Raw genomic sequence first — 15583 nt, 5'->3', positions numbered from 1 at the left:
AGACCTTGTAGCTGACCGTCTGGGCGTCCGGCCCCAGCCAGCCTTTGTATTCCACTGGCGCCACAGGCTTCAGATAGGGATGCACAGTACCCGCCAGGGCGAGTTGCACGAGCGCTTCGACTATCGCCCTGCGGCTGTCAGAGGCCAAGGAATAGTCGAGATGTGTCCCGCTGTTCACGCCGAAGATGTGATACCGTGATTTGCGGCCTTCGTCCGGGCCCTCCTGGAACTTGTTCGAGCGCTGGAAAGCGCGGCCAAGGAAATTGAACGCTTCCTGATTGACGACGCCTCCATTGCTGGCGCGCAGGGTCCTGAAGACCATGACGTCCAGTTCGCCGCCAAGCGCGTTGATCCAGGCGTGATCCGGACAGCTTTCCACATAGCTGTCCATCAGCGCCATCTGTTCGGCGAAGCTGACGCCCGGCTGGGTCACCTGCTGGAGCAGCGTCACCGCACGCGGCACGGTCACTGCGTCGCAATCGTCTGCAAGGGCAGCTGGCGCCGCGATTGCAAGGGCGGCAGCGGCGAGTCCGGCAAGGCGGGTGATCAGCGGCACGTTTCCTCCCTTTTCAAATCGTTAGGCAGGTTTGCGCCACCGGCCAACTTTGTTTTGCCGCAGTGGGTCTGGCCTCTTGCAGAGTGCAGCGTTCGGGTGCCCCAGTGTTTCGCCGCGGCAGGGGCGCTTCAGAACACCGCAGCGCTTGCCCCCCGCCCCGACTCCCCGCTATAGGGCAGCCGTTTGCCCGCCCCCTCAGGAGAGTCCCCATGCCCAAGCGCACAGATATCTCCTCGATCCTCATAATCGGCGCCGGCCCGATCATCATCGGTCAGGCCTGCGAGTTCGACTATTCGGGCGTGCAGGCGGTGAAGGCGCTGAAGGCCGAGGGCTACCGCGTCATCCTCGTGAACTCCAATCCAGCGACGATCATGACCGATCCGGACCTGGCGGACGCGACCTATATCGAGCCGATCCTGCCGGAGATCGTCGAGAAGATCATCGCCATCGAGAAGCCGGACGCGCTGCTGCCCACCATGGGCGGCCAGACGGCCCTGAACTGTGCGCTGGACCTGCACCATTCTGGCATCCTGAAGAAACACGGGGTCGAGCTGATCGGCGCCAAGGCCGAAGCCATCGAGATGGCCGAGGACCGAAAGCTCTTCCGCGAAGCCATGGACCGCATAGGCCTCGAGAATCCGCGCGCCGCCATTGTCGCTTCACCGGAATTGCCGTCGGAGCCCGGCAAGCCAAAGCGCTATGACCGCATCTCTGGCCTGAAGGCAGCGATGGACGCAATCGACGTTGTCGGCCTGCCCGCCGTCATCCGCCCGGCATTCACCCTCGGCGGCACCGGCGGCGGCATCGCATACAATGTCGAGGAATACGAAGAAATCTGCCGTTCCGGTCTTGCCGCCTCCCCCACAGCGCAGATCCTCGTCGATGAAAGCCTCGTCGGCTGGAAGGAGTTCGAGATGGAAGTCGTCCGCGACACGGCGGACAATTGCATCATCATCTGCTCAATCGAGAACATCGATCCGATGGGCGTGCATACCGGCGACTCGATCACGGTGGCGCCGGCGCTGACGCTGACCGATAAAGAGTATCAGGTGATGCGCAACGCCTCGATCGCGGTGCTGCGCGAGATCGGCGTGGAGACCGGCGGCTCGAACGTGCAGTTCGCTGTAAACCCGGTGGATGGCCGCCTCGTTGTCATCGAGATGAACCCGCGCGTCTCGCGCTCCTCGGCGCTCGCCTCGAAGGCCACTGGCTTCCCGATTGCCAAGGTCGCCGCGAAACTCGCCGTCGGCTATACGCTCGACGAACTCTCGAACGACATCACGGGCGTCACGCCGGCCTCGTTCGAGCCGACGATTGATTATGTCGTCACCAAGATCCCGCGCTTTGCCTTCGAGAAGTACAAGGGCGCCGAGCCCGTGCTGACAACCGCGATGAAATCCGTCGGCGAAGCCATGGCCATCGGCCGCAGCTTCCAGGAAAGCCTCCAGAAAGCACTTTGCTCGCTGGAGACGGGGCTGTCTGGCCTCAACGAGATGCCTTTCGAGAGCGTGTCTGCCCTGCGCCAGGCGCTGGGTATTCAGTCCCCGGACCGTCTGCGCGTGATCGCTGAAGCTTTCCGCATGGGTCTCACGGTCGAAGACGTGAACAGTGTGACGTCATTTGACCCCTGGTTCCTGCGCCAGATCGAGGAAATCGTGATGACCGAAGGCGAGATCCGGGCGAGCGGCCTGCCGCGCACGGCGCATGAGCTGATCGAACTGAAAGCCAAGGGCTTCTCCGACAAACGCCTCGGCGAACTCACGGGACAAGCCGAGGGCTGGGTACGGGGCCTGCGCCATTCGATGAACGTGCGCCCGGTCTACAAGCGGATTGATACGTGTGCGGCAGAGTTCGCTGCCAAGACGCCCTACCTTTATTCGACCTACGAACATGCCGCCTTCGGACAGGGCGCGCCAGAGTGCGAGGCTCTGCCCTCGGCGCGCAAGAAGGCGATGATCCTCGGCGGCGGCCCCAACCGCATCGGCCAGGGCATCGAGTTCGACTATTGCTGCTGCCACGCCGCCTTTGCAATGTCGGACCTGGGCATCGAGTCGATCATGGTCAACTGCAACCCGGAAACGGTGTCCACTGACTATGATACGTCCGACCGCCTTTACTTCGAACCGCTGACCATTGAGCATGTGCTCGAGATCGTGCATGTCGAGCAATCCTCCGGGGAACTCCTTGGACTGATCGTCCAGTTCGGCGGGCAGACACCGCTGAAACTCGCCGGCCCGCTGTTCGACGAGAAGGTGCCGATCCTGGGCACGACGCCCGCCTCGATCAACCTTGCAGAAGACCGCGAGCAGTTCGCGCGTCTGCTCGACGAGTTGAACATTCAACAAGCCCCCTCACGCACAGCGCGCAGCGTTGCCGAAGCGCAAGTGAGGGCCAACGAGATCGGCTATCCGGTCATGCTGCGCCCCTCCTTTGTGCTCGGCGGCCGTGCCATGGAGATCGCCCGCAACGACGAGGACCTGCGCAAGTTCGCGGCCGAAGCGTTGAAAGTGTCAGGCGACCAGTCGCTGTTCATCGACCGCTATCTGTCGGACGCCATCGAAGTTGATGTCGACGCGATCTGCGATGGACACGATGTGCACGTGGCCGGCATCATGGAACACATAGAGGAAGCCGGCGTGCATTCGGGCGACTCGGCCTGCGCGCTGCCGCCCTTCACGCTTTCGCCCGCCCTTCAGGGCCGACTCGCCAAGCAAACGATTGCACTCGCGCGTGCGCTCAATGTGAAGGGCCTGATCAATATCCAGTTCGCGGTGAAGGGCGAGGAAATCTACGTCCTCGAAGCCAACCCCCGCGCCAGCCGCACGGTGCCCTTCGTGGCCAAGGCTGTCGGTGCGCCGATCGCCGCCATCGCTGCCAAGGTCATGGCTGGCCGTCCGCTGACGGACTTTGACCTGCGCCAGGCGAACCCCCGCCGCATCGCCATCAAGGAAGCCGTCTTCCCCTTCGCGCGCTTCCCCGGCGTTGACCCGCAACTCGGCCCCGAGATGCGCTCGACCGGCGAAGTGATGGGCTGGGACGATGATTTCGGCATGGCCTTCCTCAAGAGCCAGCTCGGCGGCGGCATCCGCCTGCCCGCCGAAGGTTCGGTCTTCATCTCGGTGCGCGACAATGATAAGCCGGGCGCCGTGGAAGCGGCCCGCAACCTGGTCGAGATGGGGTTCACAATCCTCGCCACCAGCGGCACCGCCGCGCACCTGGAAGCGAAAGGCATACCGATCAAGCGGGTCAACAAGGTCCTGGAAGGCCAGCCGCACATCGTGGACGCCATGATCAACGGCGATGTCCAGTTGATGTTCAACACGACCGAAGGGGCAGCGTCCCTGTCTGATTCCGCATCCATCCGGCGTACCGCCGTGGCACGCAAAATCCCTTATTTCACAACCCTGGCCGCCTCGATTGCCGCAGTTCAGGCCATCGCCAGCATGAAAACACAGGAAATCAGCGTCCGCGCCTTGCAAAGCACCTGAGCTGGCCCCACTTGACGCGATTGCTTTTTGAAACCACGCTTTTAAGCCGCGCAAGATGAGGGAATCTCACGATGGAACGCATTCCGATGACCGCCGAAGGCCATGCTGCCCTTCAGGCTGAACTCAAAGTGCTGAAGTCCGTTGAGCGGCCCAGCATCATCGCGGCCATTTCCGAGGCACGCTCGCACGGCGACCTGTCGGAGAATGCGGAATACCATGCCGCAAAGGAGAAGCAGAGCTTCATCGAGGGCCGCATCAGCGAGCTCGATGACAAGCTCGCGCGCGCTGACATCATCGATATCAGCAAGCTCGGCGGCAAGAAAATCCGCTTCGGAGCAACCGTCACCATTATGGATGTCGATTCTGAAGAAAAGTTCACCTATAAGATTGTCGGTGAAGACGAGGCGAACGTGAAAGAGGGCAAGATTTCCGTGACCTCGCCGCTCGCACGCGCCATGATCGGCAAGGAAGAAGGCGATGAAGCCGAAGTCGCCGCACCTTCGGGCGCGCGCGCCTACGAAGTCGCCAAGGTCGTTTACAAGTAAGGATACGCGCCATGGGGGCACCCATGAGGACGCTCGGACCTTCCGTCTGGTCGGTTTCCGATGGCCGCGCCGGCAACGCCTCGCAGGTGCGTGCGCTGGTCCAGGCGCTCGGCGAGACGTCGCGCTGGGTGCAGATTGCGCACATCATGGGCGAAGCCCACCGCGCCGAGCCGATGGTGCTGACGCCGCGGGCGCCGTGGAGCTGGTTCTCGCCAGACAAGTGGCCCGCCTCCCTCAGCGCCCTCCCCGCGCCGCAGCGCAAGCTCATCGCGCCGCCCTGGCCGACGCTGTGGATCGCCGCCGGCCGCCGCTCCGCCGCTTTCACCAAACTCGTCCGTGAACGGTCGGACGGAAAGACCTTCACCGTACAGATCCTCGATCCGCACATCGACGCGTCGAGTTTTGACCTGCTGGTCGTGCCCGAGCATGATGGCCGGTCCGGCGCGAACGTCGTCTCGACCGTCGGCTCGCCCGCGCATTTCGGCGGCGAGATGCTGGAAGAGGCCGGACAGGCTTTTGCGCCGTTGGCGGATGAAACGCGGCCGAGTGTCGTTGTCGTCCTCGGCGGGCATTCAAAGGTCCATAAGTTCACGTCCGAAGCCGCCGCCCGGCTGGAAACGCAGCTGCGCATCCTCGCCGCACAGGGCTGGCGCCTGCGCCTGACAACCTCGCGCCGCACGCCGCTCGACATCATCGCGCAGTTCCGGAAGATGGCAGACGAGACAGGCGCCCAGTTCTGGTCCGGCGCGCAGGACGGGCCGAACCCCTATCTCGCCTGGCTGATGTTTTCGACGGCTGCGATCGTCACCGAAGACAGCGCCAATATGCTGTCCGAAGCGGCCTGGCACGGCCTGCCGTTGCATATCGCGCCGCTCGAAGGCAAGGCGGAAAAGTTCGACCGGCTGCACGCAAGCCTGATCGCGCGCGGCGCGGCGCGGCGCTTCACTGGCACACTTGATCAGTGGACGTATGAACCCCTGCGTGAGGCCGATCGGGTAGCCGACCTGATCGTCGAAAAACTTCTGGAGCGATATCCGGCGCCCGCTTTCAGCGCCGGCGTTGCAGCGCCGGACTGGATGAGCTGACGCTTAACCGCGCGCGAGATCGGCCCGGACCTTCTCCAGCAGCTCGATCTCTTCGGTATGCGCCGCGCCATCGGCCAGCATCACTTCCGAACAGGCAAGCACCATATCCATCTGCGCCTTCGCCGGCCGGGCCGAGATTTCGTCGATGGCGGCGTTGATCTGGTCCTCTGTCGGACGCAGGCGGCGGATGAAGCCCTGCAACTTTTACGTGCGGGCTTCGTCGAGATGGATACCGAGAAGGTCGGACCGCCTGCGCGCACAGGCGAGGAATCGCCTCGGGCTCGACGGGCGATACGCGGCCGTCCGGATCCGCCACGGCGGTCAGCAGGATGAGTTCGTTGCGCAGCTGCTGGCGCAGGACGCAGCAGGCCTCGTCCTTCGGCGACCAGGTGATGCCCCGGCCTGCCGTTTCCGCAGCGAGCAGTTCGGCATCCGAGGGACCAAGGCCAAAAATCCCGACCAGGAACATTGCCGGCGGCTCGTAGATTTCGCCGGTGACGTCCATGCAGTACTTGATCCGGTCAGCCCGGAAACTCATGACCTCCCTGGTTTCGGCGCATCGCGCGAACAAGAGCACCCGTGCCTCGGACGTGCGCTTCAGCGCGTGCACCGTGAGGCGCCGTGTGCTCTGGGCCGCCTTCGCGTTGACATAGCAGATCACGAAGGTCTGGCCCTCGGCGTCCGGGCTGGACGGCAGGGGCGTGCTTTCCGGGTGCGGTTCGTCAGAGTCAAGAATTCGGGAGGGCAGGCTGGGTACGAATCCAACATCCAGCACAGGCACATAATGCGCATCTGCTTTCTTCAGCAGGAACTCGGAGAGGTGAGATTTCAAACCCATAGGTGACCCCCGGTCGTGCATGGACGCTACTGTGAGCCGCTCAATCGTCAACTGGATTTGAGGAACTTATTTGCCCGGCGCAGGCCCCGCCTCAGATGGCGCCAACCCGCGCATCGGCTGGTAATGCGCGCGCGATGAAGCCGCCGCCGAGGATGCGGGTGGAGCCTTCCGGGTCGTAGAGCACCGCGGCCTGGCCGCGCGCAACGCCCTCTTCCGGCGCATCGAAGAACACCGCAGGCTGGCCGTCCTCATAGCCGAGACGGCCGGGCACCGGTGGGCGGGTGGAGCGCACCCGGACGAGCACGCGCGCGCCGTCGCGGGCCGCCGCTTCAAGGCTGCCCTGGCCCAGCCAGTTGAGTTCTTCCAGAAGAAGGCCGCGGGTCATCAACGCCTCGCGCGGGCCGACCAGCACGCGCCGCTTCGGCGCATCGATCTTGACCACGAACAACGCCTCGCCCGTGGCAACGCCGAGACCCCGGCGCTGGCCGATAGTATAGTTGATCACGCCTTCATGCTCGCCGAGCACCCGGCCATCGATATGCTGTATCTCGCCGGCGCGGCCCGAACCCGGGCGCAGCTTCTCGACGACTTTGGCGTAGGAGCCTTCGGGCACGAAACAGATATCCTGGCTGTCCGGCTTGGCGGCGACCGGAAGGGCAAACTTTTCTGCGAGTTCGCGAACCTCCGTCTTGGCAAGATCACCAAGCGGGAAGCGGATATAGTCCAGTTGCGCCCGCGTGGTGGCGAAAAGGAAGTAGGACTGGTCGCGGCTCGCATCGCGGGCACGGTGAAGTTCCGGACCGTAGGGCCCGTCCGCGCGGCGGATATAGTGGCCGGTCGCGAGGCAATCGGCACCGAGCTCCTTCGCGGTGCGCAAGAGGTCAGAGAATTTGACCGTCTGATTGCACCGGATGCACGGGATCGGCGTCGAGCCCGCAAGGTAAGTGTCTGCAAAATCCTCCATCACCTGCTCGCGGAAGCGGCTCTCGTAATCCAGCACATAGTGCGGAATGGCGATCTGGTCGGACACATTGCGCGCATCGTGGATGTCCTGTCCGGCACAACAGGCGCCCTTCTTCTCGATGGCAGCGCCATGATCATACAGCTGCAGCGTAATGCCGATGACATCATAGCCTTCAGCCTTCAGCATCGCGGCAACCACAGACGAATCCACGCCGCCGGACATGGCCGCGACAACCCGTGTCTGGTGGGGAGGCTTGGCAAACCCAAGCGAGTTCAGGCGGCCGTCCGGCCACGTCGTATCAGGCGTCGTCATCTCGTTACTCCCACCGGGTTCAAGGCCCGGAGCAGCTGCTATTGGCGCGGATATAGGTCAAAAGCCTCGCAAACGCGAGGGGCGGTATCAGGCCGCGCTGGCCTTGGCGTTCGCGGTCCCCGCCGCGACCCAGCCGCAGCGGACGTCGCCGGCGGGTTCGAGGCGGTCGGTGAGGCCGTAGAGGCTTTCGCCTTCGCCAAGCACAATCAGCCCGCCGGGGCCGAGCTGGTTAGCGAGGCTCTCAGCGACGCGGACGCGCGCCGAGCGGGCCATGCCGGACATCACATTCCGGCACAGGACGATCTCGAATTTGCCGAGGCCGCCGGCCGGCTCCAGCAGGTTTTGGACGCGGAAGCTGACGCGTGTGCGCAGCGCTTCGGAGGCCTGCCAGTCGCTGGAATCGAGCCGCGTGAAGTGTTTCAGCAAGCGCTGGATGGAGAGCCCGCGCTGGACTTCGTAATGACCGAAAATGCCGGAGCGGCCTTTCTCGATGGCCTGCTTGCAGAGATCGGTGGAGAGTATTTCGACCTTGGCGCCGGCAAGGCCAGCGGGCGTCTCGTCTTCCAGCAGCAGGGCCAGCGACAGCGCCTCCTGCCCGGTGCTGCCCCCAGCACACCAGATGCGGATGCCGCCTGCGGGCGAGGCGGCAATGCGCTCCGCCAGCATGGCGCGTACCAGTGTCTCGAGCGAGCCGTACTCGCGGAAGAACCAGGTATCGCGCGACAGGAGCGCTGCGGCGACCTCTGCCCGGAACACAGGGTTCTGGCGCGACTCCAGGCAATGCACGAGGTCTTCAAGCGTGCCGAAGCCTTCACGCCGGGCAATGGCGGCGAGGCGGGCTTCGATCAGATAGGCTTTGGATGCAGGGATCAACTGGCCCGAAGCATTCAGGGCCAGGTCTGCAAGGGCGTTGAAGATGGTGTCCTGCATGCGCCGCTCCGACGGAAGGCTTCTGGAGCCTCAGACGTTACCGTTAGGCCGCCCTACGTTAAGAAAGGTTTCAGATAAGGCCGGCTTCCGCGAATTTGCTCTCCAGGATGTCGGCATCGAACGGCTTCATGATGAACTCGTCGGCGCCGCATCCCAAGGCTTCCCGGATATGTTCGGCGTTGTTCTCGACCGAGCAGAATACCACCTTTGGCGCCTTGCCGCCGTCTTCCCGGCGCAGGGCTTTCACGAAGTCGATTCCGTTCATCACCGGCATGTTCCAGTCGAGCATCACGGCGTCCGGCATCGCTTCCCGGCACATCCGCAGCGCCTCGGCGCCTTCCGATGCTTCGGTCACGGTGAAGCCGAGATCGCGGACAATCCGGGACGCCACCTTCCGGACAACCCGGGAGTCGTCCACGATGAGGCACGTCTTCATGGGGCGAAAATCCGCTCAGAAAAGCTGCTATACACCGCTGATGGGTGCCTCAGAGGTGTTAACAAACCCTGACCAAAACGTTTACGCCTGACCTCAGGGGGTCTGCTGGCGCAGGCCTGTGGCCATGAAAACGATGCCATCCGACGTTGTTTTGGCGTGCATGGTGCCACCAAGCTGGTCACACGTTATTTTCGCGAAGAGCGGCTGGATGTTCTCCGGCCGCCAGCCAGCTTCAGGCTCGTCGCCCGCCAGCGCCTTGGCCACGTCCTCCTTCAGCACCACCCGGTCGCCCTTGCAGGTGAGGACGACATTCTTGACGCCCCCCTCCTCCCGAACGCGGATATGGATGACCCCGCCGCGCACGGTGGCCGTCAGGCCCACCAGCACGAGGTTCATGATCAGGCGGGCATGGCCGTAGCCGAGCTCCGTGGTGGACAGGTCCCATTCGATACTGGGCTTCTGGAAGCGGACATAGTCATCCGTCAGCTTCTTGAACTGGTGCGCGTCGGCCGTGCCCGGCTGCAGGCCCATCGAGCCGAAGGCGTACCGCAGGAACTGAAGCGTCGCGGCAACCCCCTGCGCGCCTTCGCGCAGGATGCGCTCGCTGTGCGCCTTTTCTTCAGGGCTTCCGGGACTGTCGAGCATCTCCAGCGAGAGCGACATCGTGGCCGCCGGCGAGACAATGTCGTGACAGATACGCGCAGCGATAAACGCCGCGAAACGCGCAGGGTCGAGGTTCATTGGTTTCAGCCCGTCTTTGGATCCAGCCATGCGCTAGAATCGGGTGCTCCGCCCGGTGTGTCAATCAAGCGTGCGTGACAGGACCGTAATGGTGCGGCCGCGCGGGGCCTGCTTAGCCGCCTGCAGGCGGGTCAATATCGTCATGTCCGTGGCGGGCGCTGTAGAAGCTGAGCGCAAAAAGCGCGCCGGACAGGCCGAGCGTCAGGACGCCGCCGAGGATATAGGCGAACCAGCCATGGCCGCTGACGCCGCTGCCGAGGCCTTCCCAGAAGAACGTTGCGCCCCAGAGGAGCGCGCCGAGGAGCACGAGGGATCCGACGATCCAGAAGATTGTGCGCCCTGACATTCACCCCGAATAGAACATCCCGCCGATTTATGAAATCGGCGGGATGTAGCTGTTTCCGTTTGTCGCGGCAGGCCCGGGCCTACTTGCTCTGCCAGCGGCCGGATTCGTCCATGTAGAACTGGCCGGGCTGCAGCTTGGCGATCTGCTTCTCGCCGGCGAGTTGCGCGACGATCTGCACGGTCGTGTTATTGTCCCGGGCCGTCTGCTCATAGACAGCGCGGCGGCGGTTGTTGATGTCCTGGACCTTGCGGGTCACGGCAGCGTCGGCCGAGCCGACCACGCCGAGATAGCCGTCAATACGCTCTCCCACCGTGCCGGAGGCGATGGCCGCATCGATAACGGGGTCACCCGCCGCTGCCGGCGGGGCAAAGGCAAAGGCAGCCAGGACAAGGCTGATCGAGATCAAGAGTGTGCGAAGGGCAGTCATTGAATGTCTCCTCGGCTTCGCGGCTAGAACAGGTCTGGGTTGCTGGCGATCAGGTCTTCAACCTCGCGGTCGAGCTGAATCCGCACAGTCTGGTCGATCTTCACGTTGAGATCGATTTTGATCGGCTTGTCGGACGGCTCAATCCGCACGGTTGGCGTGCAGGCTGCAAGGGTTACGGCGCTGGCCGCGACAAGCAGTAGTCTTTGATAGGCCATGACGGCAAACTCCTGATACCACGCCCCGACAATGACACGGGCAGCATTAACGTCAATCGACCGGGGTGTTGCCCGTCATTCAGGTGGCGGCTTGACCGGGCTGGCCGGAACCTGCCCGTGGCGGACCTTGTCCTCGTTCAGGAGTTCGAGCGTCGCGTCGATCAGGTCCTGCTGGCTGATCAGGCCGAGGCGGTTCTCGATCAGCGTACCCAGCGGCAGGTCGAACCCGATGGCGAACTCGAAGGCCTGCCCCGCCGGAAGCGTCAGGCGGTTGCCCATCGGCAGTGGATTAATGTTCTCGCCGATCAGCAGAAGATCGGCGCGCAGGTCGCCGGCCAGGTCGCCATTGATACCGACTTCCAGCACTTCGAATTTAAGGTCGCGCAGCGCGTCAAAAGCAAGACTTGCATTCCGGTCCTGACCCGCCGCCGCATCCACTGCGCCGCCGGTATAGGAGAGGCGCCCGCCGGGATCATCGGCCTTCAGGCGTGCGTCCTTGATCTGGACACGGTTGTCCGTGAACACGATCGGGAACACGCCGCTGACGGTCCCGGCCGCCTTGGTGTCTGGAAGCTTGAGGATCTCGATGAGCTGGCCAAGATCTATTCCTTGCACCGCGACCGCCACCGACTGGTCCTGCAACCCGCCGTCCAGTGCCCAGTCAAACGGCGCGATGGCGAGCTCACCACCGCCGAACGGGAAGGTGACTGTGTCAAGATGCAGGATGGCGCCTTCGCGCAGCTCAAAAATGACCTGACCGTCCGAGAGCGGAATACCGGGATTGACGCTCGCCACGTTGAGCACCTGGCCCGGCGCCGTCTTCAGGCCCATCAGATCGGCGAAGTTCACATTCCCGTTGATGCCCGTGACGCGGCCAAGCCGTGTCGTCTGGAAGCCGAAATCCTGCACCCGCATATCCGCCTTGCCGGCAATCGAGCCGCCCAGAATCGTGAACCGCGCATTGCTGGAGACGCTGCCAACAGCGTCGGTAAAGAGACCGGTGAGACGTCCGGAGATCATGTCCGGCTGCAGGCCTTTGTTGCGGAACACCAACGGGCGCGAGACGACCGATGCGGTCCCGTCCAGCTTGACAACGTTGAGATCAACCACCGCATCGGCGAGCCGTGTGCCGGTTGCCTGTAGCTCGAGGGGGCCGGCGAGCCGCAGGCGATTGTCGCCCAGCGTGCCGGAAAACTGCGCCGCGACCGGCTTGTAGAGCGGGTCTGCCAGGTTGAGATCGGTGATCAGCACGCCGGTACCGGCAACCTTGCCATCCACACCGGACGCCGCGCTGACGCCGTCAAATGCGAACGACTCCGCCGAGACGTTTGCTGGAATCATTGTGCCGCCGAACACCGTCTTGCCAAGGCGCGCCGAAATCTGCGCCGGCCCCTTGCCGGTCGTGATGTCGATGCGCGGCGCATCGCCATTGATCGTCAGTGTACGTTCGCCCAGTTTCAGCGGCAGGCCCAGATCGCGGGCGCGCACGGTGAGCGCAAATCCGCCGCTTGCGCTCCAGTCGATGGCGGCGGCGTCCAGTTCGAGAACACCCGTGCCGGACTCCATTGTGAAAGGCAGGCTCAGCGCGCCGAGCAGCGCCGATCCACCAGGCACTGCTCCCTGCCGCATGAAACGCCCGTTTGCCGGGCAGAGACCCAGTTCGGCCGGCAACAGCGTGATGGCGCCAAGTGTCAGTCCGCCGGTATTCACTTCAAGACACGGCGCGCCGGAAGATTGCACCCGCCAGCCGCTCGCATCGCGCGCCGCGTCCAGCCCGCCGGTGATCCGCGTCGGCGCAAGGGTCACGCCGCCCGCATCTCCGGCGAAGGACAGCTCGCCCGCGCCAGCAAGGACCAGTTTCTCAGGCCGGCTGTCCAGCTGGATATCCTTTAGTTTCGCCGCCAGAACACGTCCGCCCACAGACCATCTGGACAGGGTGAAAGCATTCGCCTCGAGCGTGACAGCCTGGGGCTGGCGCGTGAAGCGCTGCACATCCATGGCGACCGAAGGCGCCCCGCCGCCCGCGAGCGTGATGCGGCCCTGCGCCGTGACAGTGTCCTTCTTCACCGAGAGCCAATGGCCGGACGCATTCGGCGCGAGCGTCAGGTTGAGCCCGGACGCAGCCTTGAGGACGCCGTCGCCGATGGCCTGCAGCGCGAAGCCCGCGCCGTCGGTCTGCAGCGATATGCCGGTTTCGGCGTCAAACACGGAGAGGGCGCGGTCCAGCGCGAGGCGGAGTTGTCCGGCATGCCCGGACAGCGCACCCGGCAGGCTGAACGCGGCGCCGGCCTGCGCCCGGAGGTCATCGTCGAGCGCGGCGCGGCTGATGGAAACCTTGCCGTCGAACGCGGCCGCACCTGTCTCGCGCCGTCCCATCTCGCCGGCCAGCGACACTCCGGTCGCCGAACCTGCCGGGCCGGTGACCATGCCGGTCGAGGCGATCAGCGGACCGGATACGTCGCCGTCACGGCCCGCCAGTTCGCCTTTGATGGACGCCGCATCAAATGTGTAACCGCGCAGGGTGAGGCTGGAGGCCTCCACCTCGAACAGCGCCGAGGTCAATTCGTTCATTACCTCGACCAGGGTGGCTCCCGGCATCGCGGCGAATTGCGTGCGTCCACTGGTGCGCATGTCCGTGGCGCGCAGGTCCGGCGAAGCAATCCGCCCGGCGCGCAATGACCATTCGAGCGAGGCGGGGTAGCCGGCTTCCTCATGGAACTGCGCGCGGGCGAGCAGGTCAAAATCTTCGAGGCCGATTTCGGACGTCGCGGCTTCCCGCACCACAAGTCCAAGCTCGGCGTCGATGGCGCCGCCGACAGCGCGCACATCAAGGCGCCCTTCGCGCAGGTCCGCCCGGGCGAGGCCATTGGCGAGTTCGCCGGGGTCCAGCCGCAGCGTCAGCCTTCCGTCGCCCGGCAGCGTGCCGGAGACGTTCAGCGTTGCGCTGGTCTGACCCGCTGGCGTGTCGAGCAGGATGCGGGCGCCGTGGATTGCCACGGGCGGGGCCTTGCCGCCCCCCCCGCCGGTCTGGACAAGGCGTTCGAGACCCCCGAACCGGACGCCGTCTGCGTCCAGCGTCCCGCGCAGTGAAAGCCCGTTAACCGTAACGCCCGTGACCTGCGGGGTGAACAGTCCGGTCCAGCGGATATCGGCCCGCACTTGGGATGCTTCGGCGGGCACCGCCGTGCCGGAAGAGACCTTCACCGCCGAAACGGTGATGCCAGAGGTGTCGAGTTCGGTGAATTTTGCGTCACACTCAAGGTCGCGTTCGGCGCACCAGGCGGTCAAAGCCTGCTCGGCAACGGGTTTGCGAACGAACCAGAGAAGCAGCGATCCGCCCAGAAAAACAAAGACAAAGCCGCCAAAAACATACCAGACACGGCTTCCCCGGCGCCGCTTCGCAGGCTCCGCAGGCAGGGACTGCTCAGGGGCTTCATCAGGCGTCACTGGTCCGACCGGCTTGCTTCTTGCTTTTCCTACGACATAAAGTCCTAACTTGGCACCTAAGTCTTGCGGCTCAAGTTCTTGAATCCTTAAGCGGGAAACGAGACGATGGGTTCGTGCAGAGGACGTGCCAGCTCCAGGGCCTGGGGGCGCCAGAATGACAGGAAACCGATCCTTGCTTCCACACGAGTCTGCGAAACCCGCCCCCGCGGCGCCTGAAACCCCCAGCTGGCCGAAATCTGGTCTGTCGCAGGGGGTGAAAAGCCTGATTGTGCTGGGCGTCTTCGGCAGTGCGTCTGCCCTTGCCGGTATCGTCATGGCCGGCCGCACGCCGGGTCCGCTGACCCAGACCGCCGACGCTGTCATTCCCGTCCCGCTCGCCGCGCGCCTCGTCACCGCCTGGGACGTGGTGGACGCCGAACCGCTGGAGCGGGCCGAAGGCCGCCTTGAGCGCAACGAAACCCTCACCGGCCTGCTGACCCGGCTCGGCGCCGAGCCCCGCGAAGCCGGCGCCGCGCTGCATGTGCTGACCGGCACGGACGTGCTCGACAGCCGTCGCCTTCTGCCAGGAAAGACGCAGGCCGAAGCCTGGTTCGACAAGGGCGAGTTGAAAGCCGTTTCCGTGCGCGCCGGTTTTGACAGCAGTCTGCTGATCACCCGCACCGCCGCCGATACCTGGTCTGCCACGCCCCTCTACGCCAAGCTTACACCGGGCCATCTGCGCGTCGAAGCCGAAATTGAAACCTCGATCTATGCCGCCGCCCTCGCCCTGGGCGCGGAAGATCAACAGGTTGCCGATTTCGCCAGCGCCTTTGCCTATGACATCGACTTCCAGCGGGAAATCCATCCCGGCGACCGGTTCGAGATCCTGTTCGAGACCGCCTATGATGAACGCGGCAACCGCGTCCGCAATGGCGAGGTGCTCTATGCCGCGCTCAACGGCAAGGCGCTGAAGCGCGGTTTCTACCGCTTTTCGCCCTCCGATGATGGCGTCTCAGACTACTTCGATGAAAACGGCGAGAGCGCCACAAAGTTCCTGATGAAGACGCCGATCAACGGCGCGCGCATCTCCTCGAACTTCGGCACCCGCAAGCATCCGATCTCCGGATACACCCGCCTGCACAAGGGCACGGACTTTGCCGCCCCCACCGGCACACCGATCTACGCCGCCGGCAATGGCACGGTGGAACGCGCCAGCCGCAACGGCGGTTATGGTAACTATATCCGCATCCAGCATCCGCGCGGCTATGAGACGG

The 15583-nt window shown here is 64.3% G+C and carries 14 protein-coding genes; 4 read left to right on the top strand and 10 right to left on the bottom strand.

Annotated features, from left to right (window positions below; all coding sequences use genetic code 11):
* A partial coding sequence (locus WEA77_RS11510) for a hypothetical protein (protein WP_368068030.1) occupies positions 1-556 on the bottom strand: 556 nt, incomplete at its 3' end.
* A gap of 209 nt (positions 557-765) precedes the next feature.
* Here WEA77_RS11510 and carB point away from each other — a divergent pair.
* From carB to WEA77_RS11495, 3 genes are all read left to right on the top strand, one after another.
* Entirely contained in the window at positions 766-4044 is a 3279-nt protein-coding gene (carB, locus tag WEA77_RS11505) for a carbamoyl-phosphate synthase large subunit (RefSeq protein ID WP_368068029.1), read from the top strand.
* A gap of 71 nt (positions 4045-4115) precedes the next feature.
* A complete protein-coding gene (gene greA, locus WEA77_RS11500; protein WP_368068028.1) occupies positions 4116-4589 on the top strand; it encodes a transcription elongation factor GreA in 474 nt (157 codons plus the stop codon).
* An 11-nt stretch (positions 4590-4600) separates the two neighbouring features.
* Positions 4601-5674 (top strand): mitochondrial fission ELM1 family protein, encoded by a 1074-nt coding sequence (locus WEA77_RS11495; RefSeq protein ID WP_368068027.1) that lies wholly within the window; start codon positions 4601-4603, stop codon positions 5672-5674.
* 3 nt (positions 5675-5677) lie between these two features.
* Here WEA77_RS11495 and WEA77_RS11490 read toward each other — a convergent pair whose 3' ends face one another.
* The 9 genes from WEA77_RS11490 to WEA77_RS11450 form a co-directional block, all read right to left on the bottom strand.
* A complete protein-coding gene (locus tag WEA77_RS11490) occupies positions 5678-5875 on the bottom strand; it encodes a hypothetical protein (protein WP_368068026.1) in 198 nt (65 codons plus the stop codon).
* A gap of 728 nt (positions 5876-6603) precedes the next feature.
* Positions 6604-7788: a tRNA 2-thiouridine(34) synthase MnmA gene (gene mnmA, locus WEA77_RS11485; protein ID WP_368068025.1), complete on the bottom strand. Its 1185-nt coding sequence runs from the start codon at positions 7786-7788 to the stop codon at positions 6604-6606.
* A gap of 87 nt (positions 7789-7875) precedes the next feature.
* Entirely contained in the window at positions 7876-8718 is an 843-nt protein-coding gene (locus tag WEA77_RS11480) for a protein-glutamate O-methyltransferase CheR (RefSeq protein WP_368068024.1), read from the bottom strand.
* A 70-nt stretch (positions 8719-8788) separates the two neighbouring features.
* Positions 8789-9154: a response regulator gene (locus WEA77_RS11475; RefSeq protein ID WP_368068023.1), complete on the bottom strand. Its 366-nt coding sequence runs from the start codon at positions 9152-9154 to the stop codon at positions 8789-8791.
* Between the two features lie 93 nt (positions 9155-9247).
* Positions 9248-9925, bottom strand: coding sequence for a histidine phosphotransferase family protein (locus WEA77_RS11470; RefSeq protein WP_368068022.1), 678 nt, complete (start codon positions 9923-9925; stop codon positions 9248-9250).
* A gap of 82 nt (positions 9926-10007) precedes the next feature.
* Positions 10008-10241 carry a hypothetical protein gene (locus tag WEA77_RS11465; RefSeq protein WP_368068021.1) on the bottom strand — a complete coding sequence of 78 codons (234 nt, stop codon included), beginning with the start codon at positions 10239-10241 and terminating at the stop codon, positions 10008-10010.
* A gap of 79 nt (positions 10242-10320) precedes the next feature.
* Positions 10321-10668, bottom strand: a complete 348-nt coding sequence (locus WEA77_RS11460) for a YdbL family protein (RefSeq protein WP_368068020.1) — start codon at positions 10666-10668, stop codon at positions 10321-10323.
* Positions 10669-10691: 23 nt separating this feature from the next.
* Positions 10692-10883: a YnbE family lipoprotein gene (locus tag WEA77_RS11455; RefSeq protein ID WP_368068019.1), complete on the bottom strand. Its 192-nt coding sequence runs from the start codon at positions 10881-10883 to the stop codon at positions 10692-10694.
* A 75-nt stretch (positions 10884-10958) separates the two neighbouring features.
* A complete protein-coding gene (locus WEA77_RS11450; RefSeq protein ID WP_368068018.1) occupies positions 10959-14330 on the bottom strand; it encodes a YdbH domain-containing protein in 3372 nt (1123 codons plus the stop codon).
* Between the two features lie 172 nt (positions 14331-14502).
* On the opposite strand from WEA77_RS11450, the gene WEA77_RS11445 reads away from it, so the two are divergent.
* The coding region (locus WEA77_RS11445; RefSeq protein ID WP_368068017.1) for a peptidoglycan DD-metalloendopeptidase family protein at positions 14503-15583 on the top strand (1081 nt) is incomplete at its 3' end.

It is taken from the genome of Hyphomonas sp. (assembly GCF_040882205.1).
In the GTDB taxonomy this organism is placed as follows: Bacteria; Pseudomonadota; Alphaproteobacteria; order Caulobacterales; family Hyphomonadaceae; genus Hyphomonas.
Note: the sequence above shows the minus strand (reverse complement) of the source record. Positions and strands in the feature narration are given on the sequence as shown.

Bases quoted from the DNA above. Each gene is read 5' to 3' on its own strand.
- WEA77_RS11460 (WP_368068020.1), bottom strand. From the start codon at position 10,668: ATGACTGCCCTTCGCACACTCTTGATCTCGATCAGCCTTGTCCTGGCT.
- WEA77_RS11480 (WP_368068024.1), bottom strand. From the start codon at position 8,718: ATGCAGGACACCATCTTCAACGCCCTTGCAGACCTGGCCCTGAATGCT.
- carB (WP_368068029.1), top strand. From the start codon at position 766: ATGCCCAAGCGCACAGATATCTCCTCGATCCTCATAATCGGCGCCGGC.
- WEA77_RS11465 (WP_368068021.1), bottom strand. From the start codon at position 10,241: ATGTCAGGGCGCACAATCTTCTGGATCGTCGGATCCCTCGTGCTCCTC.
- greA (WP_368068028.1), top strand. From the start codon at position 4,116: ATGGAACGCATTCCGATGACCGCCGAAGGCCATGCTGCCCTTCAGGCT.
- WEA77_RS11495 (WP_368068027.1), top strand. From the start codon at position 4,601: ATGGGGGCACCCATGAGGACGCTCGGACCTTCCGTCTGGTCGGTTTCC.
- WEA77_RS11470 (WP_368068022.1), bottom strand. From the start codon at position 9,925: ATGGCTGGATCCAAAGACGGGCTGAAACCAATGAACCTCGACCCTGCG.
- WEA77_RS11455 (WP_368068019.1), bottom strand. From the start codon at position 10,883: ATGGCCTATCAAAGACTACTGCTTGTCGCGGCCAGCGCCGTAACCCTT.
- mnmA (WP_368068025.1), bottom strand. From the start codon at position 7,788: ATGACGACGCCTGATACGACGTGGCCGGACGGCCGCCTGAACTCGCTT.
- WEA77_RS11475 (WP_368068023.1), bottom strand. From the start codon at position 9,154: ATGAAGACGTGCCTCATCGTGGACGACTCCCGGGTTGTCCGGAAGGTG.